Here is a 603-nt window from a genome sequence, read left to right as displayed (position 1 = left end):
TTCATACAGTTCGTTGGTATCTCCACTTTCTAAGTTGTTGCAAATACTAATACTTGTAAATGTATCATCTATATTTATTATATTGTAATTTTCTTCTTTAATATAAGTTGGTACTCTCATTTTGTTTTCTCTCTTAATTATTATATCGTTATTAAATACGTCATCATTTCTACAGAATGTTTCAGATACCGAAAGCCTCTTATGTTTCCTGAACTAACCTCATGATTAAATCGTATATCTATTATAACTAATTGTCAAGCGATATTCGCTATTGTATTCTTACTATAAATTATGCATTCGTTATAGTTATAGCATGCTTTTTTGTTATTCTACTTCATTATAGGTACACTACTACTAGCTTTTTCTTAACTGTATTTAAGTATCATAGTAACCACTACCCAATAACAGTTAATTCACTCATTATACATTATTGCAATACGTTGAAGATTCTAACATTTTAGAAAAACAATGTGGTATTTACACATCCATTTTGTATGTGGTAAACTATTAGCTTTTTCAGCCATATTTTTCTCCTCTCGCTATATGATAGGCTTGGACACCTTTATTATTGGAGTTTTTTTGGTTATAACCTTCGATGCGCAC

At 29.0% G+C, this 603-nt stretch carries 1 pseudogene; it reads right to left on the bottom strand.

The features are described from left to right. Nucleotides 1–461: 461 nt before the first annotated feature. Nucleotides 462–524: pseudogene (locus SMIDD26_RS13685) on the bottom strand (IS200/IS605 family transposase); the annotation flags it as partial. Nucleotides 525–603 lie beyond the last annotated feature (79 nt).

This window comes from Streptococcus mitis (assembly GCF_001579035.1).
GTDB classification, from domain to species: Bacteria; Bacillota; Bacilli; order Lactobacillales; family Streptococcaceae; genus Streptococcus; species Streptococcus mitis_J.
The sequence above is the reverse complement of the archived record's forward strand: the minus strand, read 5'-3'. Positions and strand labels throughout refer to the sequence as shown.